The organism is Alcanivorax sp. HI0083, from assembly GCF_001635175.1.
On the sequence record NZ_LWFX01001063.1, the window covers coordinates 1 to 6,631 of the forward strand.

General features: G+C 57.9%; 4 protein-coding genes and 1 pseudogene. 4 read left to right on the top strand and 1 reads right to left on the bottom strand.

Annotated features, from left to right (window positions below; genetic code table 11):
- The 4 genes and pseudogenes from A3754_RS27750 to A3754_RS14005 all read left to right on the top strand — a co-directional run.
- A pseudogene (locus tag A3754_RS27750) lies at positions 1-240 on the top strand (GGDEF domain-containing protein); the annotation flags it as partial.
- 161 nt (positions 241-401) lie between these two features.
- Entirely contained in the window at positions 402-2,087 is a 1,686-nt protein-coding gene (locus tag A3754_RS13995) for a trypsin-like serine protease (protein WP_063520187.1), read from the top strand.
- A gap of 66 nt (positions 2,088-2,153) precedes the next feature.
- On the top strand, positions 2,154-4,082 hold the full coding sequence (locus A3754_RS14000; RefSeq protein WP_063520188.1) for an acyltransferase family protein: 1,929 nt from the start codon (positions 2,154-2,156) through the stop codon (positions 4,080-4,082).
- A gap of 276 nt (positions 4,083-4,358) precedes the next feature.
- Positions 4,359-5,807: a hypothetical protein gene (locus A3754_RS14005; RefSeq protein ID WP_063520189.1), complete on the top strand. Its 1,449-nt coding sequence runs from the start codon at positions 4,359-4,361 to the stop codon at positions 5,805-5,807.
- A 50-nt stretch (positions 5,808-5,857) separates the two neighbouring features.
- On the opposite strand, the gene A3754_RS14010 is transcribed toward A3754_RS14005, so the two are convergent.
- Positions 5,858-6,631: LLM class flavin-dependent oxidoreductase (locus A3754_RS14010; protein WP_063520190.1), on the bottom strand; the 774-nt coding region annotated here is incomplete at its 5' end.

Below are 6,631 nucleotides of genomic sequence, written 5' to 3' on the forward strand. Positions count from 1 at the left end.
GTGGCCGCCCGCTATGATGAACAACACTTGGCCCTGCTGCTGCCCTGCACCGCCACGGCCGCCGCCGAGCAGCTGCTCAATGATCTGCGCGACCGGCATCCGGGCCTGCGCGCCGCCGTAATGACCCTGACCGATGGCGACGCCGCCCTGGAGCAGGCGTTCTCTCACCTGCAGACGTCCATGGCCCGCACCACGGAAGAAGATAACCACTGGCTGGCCCATGCGCCGCCGATGAACTGAGCCAGCCACGTCGCACGTCTGACGCCACAGGCCTTGACCTAACCCGCGAGGGAAGTCAGGCCTGTCACCGCAAGGCACCTGAAACAAATAAAACACGCTTCGCTCACACAGCCTTGTCGGCCTTTGCGCTAAACTGATCTAAATAATGACAAGGCATCCCTATGCCCCTTCGCACCGTTTTCACCACTTTGCTCGCCGGCCTGCTGACCACCCTGGGCACGCTAGCCCAAGCCGCCGACAGCCCCAGCGCGCGCATTGTCGGTGGCAACCAGGCCCCTGCTGATCGCTGGCCGTGGATGGCACAACTCGCCATCGACGACCCCAATCTTCCCGGCGGCTATCTGCTCTGTGGTGCCAGCCAGCTCAGCCCCCGCTGGGTACTCACCGCTTACCATTGCACCCAGTACCAGAATGATGCCCTGGCCACGGCCAATCGCATGTTTGTTTATATCGGTGAAACCGAACGCAAAGGCACCTCACCTCAACCGGGGCGCATTCCGGTAGAAGCGATTTACCGCCATGCGAACTTCAATAATTTTTCCTTTGCGCACGATCTTGCCCTGTTGCGTATTCCTGCCACCAGCAACAACCAATGGCCGAGCCTGGCGGACAACGGTACCTTTGCGGAACTGGAAGGCCGTTCATTGAATCAACGTGACGAAGCAGTAACCGCCTTGGGTTGGGGCCAGACGGGCAGCGGCGACCTCAGTGTCTTTCTGCGCGAAGTGCAACTGGATTACATCCCCAAAAATACCTGCCAGAGTCTTTCCACCCTGATCATTCCCGATTCAACCATCTGCGCGGCAGAGCTGAATCCGGTCAACAATATCAACCAGGACACCTGCTTCGGCGACAGCGGCGGCCCCCTGTTTATCGGCGAAGAGCCCAACCCCTGGCTGGTCGGCCTGACCAGCTTTGGCCTGGAAAACTGTGCGTCTGGCGCCCCCGCCGGGTACAACCACGTCACCAAAGAAATTGCAGAAATCGAGCGGCTGACCACGCAAGGCGGCGTACCGCTGGTGGATATGACCATCAGCGGTGGTACGACGCGCCACTATCAACCCCTAAACGGCACCCAGACCATCACCGCTACCCTGCGCAACAACAGCACCCGCAATACGGCCACCAACGCCACCGTGAGCCGCTCGCTCATCGGCAGCCTGACCACCAGCGCCCACTTTGACTGGAACGGCTGCAGCACCCTGATCTCTGCCAGCCGCTGTACCGTGGCCAGCAACCTGGCCGCGGGCGCTTCCCGCACAGGTAACGTGGCGGTGACCGACAGCAGTGGCACCGACCAGGTCGTCACCCTCACACTCAGCGCCAGTGCCGATGAAAACGACTACCGCCGCCGCAACGATAGCCTCACGCAGGAAATTGTTTTTTCCGACAATCCCGACCTGGCCCTGTCCGCCGCCCAACAGACCAGCAGCCCCACCCGAGCCACAGTAGCGCTAACCCTGAGCAATCACTCTCCGCTGAATGCCGCCACCAACACCGGCATCAGCTTCCCGCTCCCCGCCAATACTCAACTGGTCAACGGCCCGGCACTGGGCTGCCAACAAAGCAACCCGGTGTACTGCCCTGTCGGCAACCTCAGCCCGGAACAAAGCGAAATCCTGACACTGGAGTTCACCACTGACACCGGCATCAACCAGGCTTTCACCTTCACCGTCAACGCCGACCAAAACGACATCCCCGGCGACACCGATACACAGGCGGATGTCACCGTGCAGTACAACGCCACCGTCAACACCGCTGCAAGTGACAGCAGCGGAGGCGGAGGTGCGTCACTGTGGCTGGGGCTCATGGCGATGCTGCTGGGCGTGCGCCGACAGCGCAACTGACTTGTCTGCCTGTCACCGCACCTTTATTCTTCCCGGTTTACTGATCAGCACACTGGGGAGACATACGTGAAGGCCAAGCCAAGTTATCGCGCCGACATCGAAGGCCTGCGCGCACTGGCCGTCATCCTGGTGATCCTGTACCACTATCAGGTGCCGGGCATTACGGGCGGCTTTATCGGTGTCGATGTCTTCTTCGTCATCTCCGGTTTCGTCATCACCCAGCTACTGGAGCGGGCCTTCCAGAAAGGAACTTTCCGGTTTCGCGATTTTTATGCCCGCCGTATCCGCCGCCTGGTGCCGGTGTTTCTGCTGGTCTCCACCGCCACCTTCCTGATGATCTCGCCGTTTTATATCGGCGACGCCTACTATATTTTTGCCAAAAGCTGGATGGCCTCACTGATCGGGCTGAGCAACCTCTACTACTTCAACGAGCTCACCCAGTATTTCGCCCCGGAAACCCTGTCGCTTTCCCTGCTGCATACCTGGTCGCTGGCCGTGGAGGAACAGTTCTATCTGCTTTGGCCTGCCTCCCTGTACCTGGCCTATCGTTTCGGCAAAGGCCGCAACGCCCACTGGCCATTCCGTATCACCCTGGTGGCCACCTTTGTGTTATCGGTCTATATGGCCAGCGCCCACCCCGCCGCTGCCTACTACCTGCTGCCCGCCCGCCTGTTTGAATTCATGCTCGGTACCGGCGTCGCACTATTCAGCCAGCAGTTACCTCGCCTGAACCGGGGCAGCGCCGAAACCCTGGCGCTGATCGGCCTCACCCTGATTGTGGCCACCGCCCTGTTGATCACCAAGCACGATCACTTCCCCGGCTATAACGCGCTGTGGCCCACCCTCGGCACCGCCATGGTCATCTACGCCGGCCTGCATCAGCCTGGCACCTTCACCGCACGGCTGTTGAGCCTGCCAGTGATGGTTTTTCTGGGCGGCATTTCCTATTCCCTTTACCTGTGGCACTGGCCACCGGTGGCGCTGATGCATTACCAGCTTATCGAGCTGACCTGGTTGAACCGGTTGCTGCTGATGGCTGGCGTCGTCGTCCTGTCCTGGCTCAGCTTTCGCTTCGTGGAAAACCGTTACCGGCACCGGGAGTGGAGCTTCAAGAAATCATTCCTGATCTTCATCCTGGCGCCGCTGATTGGCATCTGGGCAATCCAGTCCACCATCCGCATCGCCGACGACATCAGTTTCCGTATTCCCGAAGAGCGCCGCGAACTGTACAAGATTATCGCCAACAACAATCCGGCAGACCTCTACAAACGCTGCTTCAAAGGCGAGCCAGTGGAATTCAACAGGAGCGACGCCTGCCTGTTCGGCGCCGAACCGGAAAACGGCCAGCCCAACAGCATGTTGATTGGCGACTCCCACGCCATCGCCCAGATCGGCTTTATCGAACAGCTACTCAAGGGCACAGACTATTCCATGCTGATGGTCACCCGGGCCTCAACCCCATTCCTGCCCCCGGCCATAGCGAAAAAAGTCCAGGCCTCAGACCCAACCAAAGTGGCTCGTAACCAGGCCCTCAGCGACTACCTGAGCCAACGCCCCATGACAGTCTTCATCGGTGCCTGGTGGAATTCGTACCTTAAGTCTCAAAGTTATCAACGCCACTTCGTAGACACCATCGGCTGGCTGAAAGATCAGGGGCACACCGTCATCGTGATGGAAGACGTGCCCGAGCTGCCCTCTTCCTCTTACGCAGAATGCCTACTGAAAAACATGGACGATTGCACGATCAGCGCTGCTGGCGTAGAAGGCTCACTCGACAATTTTTACCGGTACAAACAAGCCGTCCAGCAGCACTACCCGGACGTGCAGTGGCTTAACCCCAGAAAAGTGCTGTGCGATGGCGAACGCTGCCAGACCGTCCTGAACGGCATCCCGCTCTACCGCGATGAAAGCCATCTGAATAACGTGGGCGGGATTGAAATTGGCAAGGAATACCTGAAGCGATTCGGCAATCCGCTACCCGGCGCCCAGCACTAACCCCCTGGACCTGCCTCTGTCAGCGGTTCTGTCAGCACAACAGAACCGCGCCCCCTCTCCCTAGTAACCAGTTTTGACTGTCGATGTGCTCGGCGCCCTCCTCTCCTCACTTTTCCCCTGCAAAAAGGGTCGCGAATACGTGACAAGCATCACAATCTCTTTCGCCAAAAAAAAATCACCCTGATTTGTAAGTCTTTGCTGACAGGAAAAAACGCTCAGCACCTTATACTCCCCGCCCGATGAAAAACGCCGAATGCAAGACACAGGGGAATTATAGTGAGAAATCAGTGGTATCGTATTAGTCGCGCTGTTATTTCAATGGTGCTTTTCAGCGCTGCGGCTCCTGGCTTTGCAAGCCTGGAAGCTCAAGGCCCCGAGCACCTCGTTAACACCACCTCATCCGGTTACGAAGCAACACCGCACATAGCCGCAGACGGGAATAATCAAACGCTGATCGTTTGGACCTCTGAAAACCGCCTGTCCGATGTTGGCCCAGCCATTAAAGGGCAATTTTACAACCAATTTGGTGAAACAGTTGGTCCAGAGAGAACCCTGGTCGATGCGGACCAAAATATTGCTCGCATTCCTGAACAGAACGACTACCCACACATTGCAATGACCATGTGGAACGATGGTGCTTTTGCTCTCGCCTGGTCGGAAACCGGCGACCCCATCAGTGACATCGATAACGACTACAATCTGGTGCTTCAATTCTTCAATAACGACGGTTCTCCAAGCGGTGAGCCTCTCACCGTTGCAAATACCAACGGCAAAGAAGCACTACCCGCCCTCGCCCACAACGACACCGGCCTGGTCATCGCCTGGCAAACCTTTCCCACTGCACTGGATAAATCCATTGATGGCAACACACTGACTTTTCGGCGTTATAACAAAAGCGGCAACGCCACAAGTAACGCAGTTACCGTCACGCAGCCCATGCCGCTCAGCAACCTAGGGGCTATTCCAGCCGTTGCTCTGAATACCAATAACGCGGTATTCCTTGTATGGGGAGCAGATATGCAGGGCAAGAAAACCGGAGAAGAAACGTCACCGCATTACGCTATTAGAGGCGCGCTTTTCGCTGCGAATGATAATCCGATAGGCGAAACATCCACCCTCTTTAGCATAACCGATGTGGGTAGCTACCCCAGCGACGTACACGCGGTCACACTAGACGAAAACCACTTCATCGCCGCCTGGGATAGCGGTAATTACGGAAGCCGGGACCCAATGGCACGGACTGTTTCGCTGACCGGGAATCTTGGTAGCGTCATTGGCCAACAAACCCAGGAAGATAATGCCATCTCGGCTATCGCAAGGGCAAAAAACGACAACGCCTTTATCGTCTGGAACCGTAACGACGGATATAACGATAAGACACTTTATACTCAACAAGTCACCATCAACGGCCTTGTAGGCGAACCTCAACAAATCTCCACCTACACCACGCCAGAAGAAAACCATGTGGCTCTTGCCACAGACAGCGATGGCACGCTCATCGTTACCTGGGAAAGCTGGATAGAGAATGATGACGACGCACCGGATATTTATGCCCGCCGTTTTGAGGTCACGCAAAGCAGCAATACAGAAACCGGCGGAGCAAGCAGTGGAGGAGGAAGCAGTAGTGGAGGCGGTAGCCTGCCCCTTGCTTTGCTTACTGCTCTCGTGGCGTTCGGCAGGTTTCGCAGGAACCACTGGCGGATCTCGGACCGTAGGTCAGATTAGCCTGAAAGGCGTAATCCGACATCCAGGTACGCAATGAAAGCGCAGGTGTATTACACCGCCTGAAACTGCTCCAACGCCGCCAGAATATCCAGTGCATGGCGGCGTTTCACCGGATCATGCAGATCCACCGTCACCATCAGCTCATCCACCTCTACCGAATCCAGCAACTGATCAAGCTGTTCCTGAATGGATTCTGCCGTCCCCAGCAACTGCAACCCCAGAAAGCCCTTCACGCCGGCTTCTTCTTCCGCATTCCACAACCCGGCCATGCTCTGCACCGGGGGCTTCATCCACAACGGCTGGCCCCGGAACAGGGCGAGGATGCGCTGGTAACTGGTGGTGGTCAGGTACTGGGCCTCCTCATCGGAATCCGCCGGCACCGCAGGCACCGTCAACATGGCATAAGGCCTGTCCAGCTGAGCAGAGGGCTGAAACTGATCCCGGTAGATACGCAACGCCTCACGATACAGCCGGGGCGCAAAATGCCCGGCAAAGGCATAGGGCAAGCCACGCTGCGCGGCCAGCTGCGCGCTGTACAAACTGGAGCCCAGCAACCAGATCGGCACATTGGTGCCCGCTCCCGGAATCGCGTTCACAGCCCGTGACGCATCCAACGGCCCCAGCAAACGCTGCAACTCCGCCACGTCCTGGGGAAACTGCTCCGCCCCCAGACCTTCCCGACGCAAAGCACGGCTGGTCATCGGGTCGGTTCCCGGCGCACGGCCCAGGCCCAGATCAATCCGATCAGGATAGAGACTCTCAAGAGTCCCGAACTGCTCGGCAATCACCAGCGGGGGGTGATTCGGCAACATCACCCCCCGCTG

Coding starts and splice junctions, on each gene's coding strand:
- A3754_RS13995 (WP_063520187.1), top strand. CDS start 402: ATGCCCCTTCGCACCGTTTTCACCACTTTGCTCGCCGGCCTGCTGACC.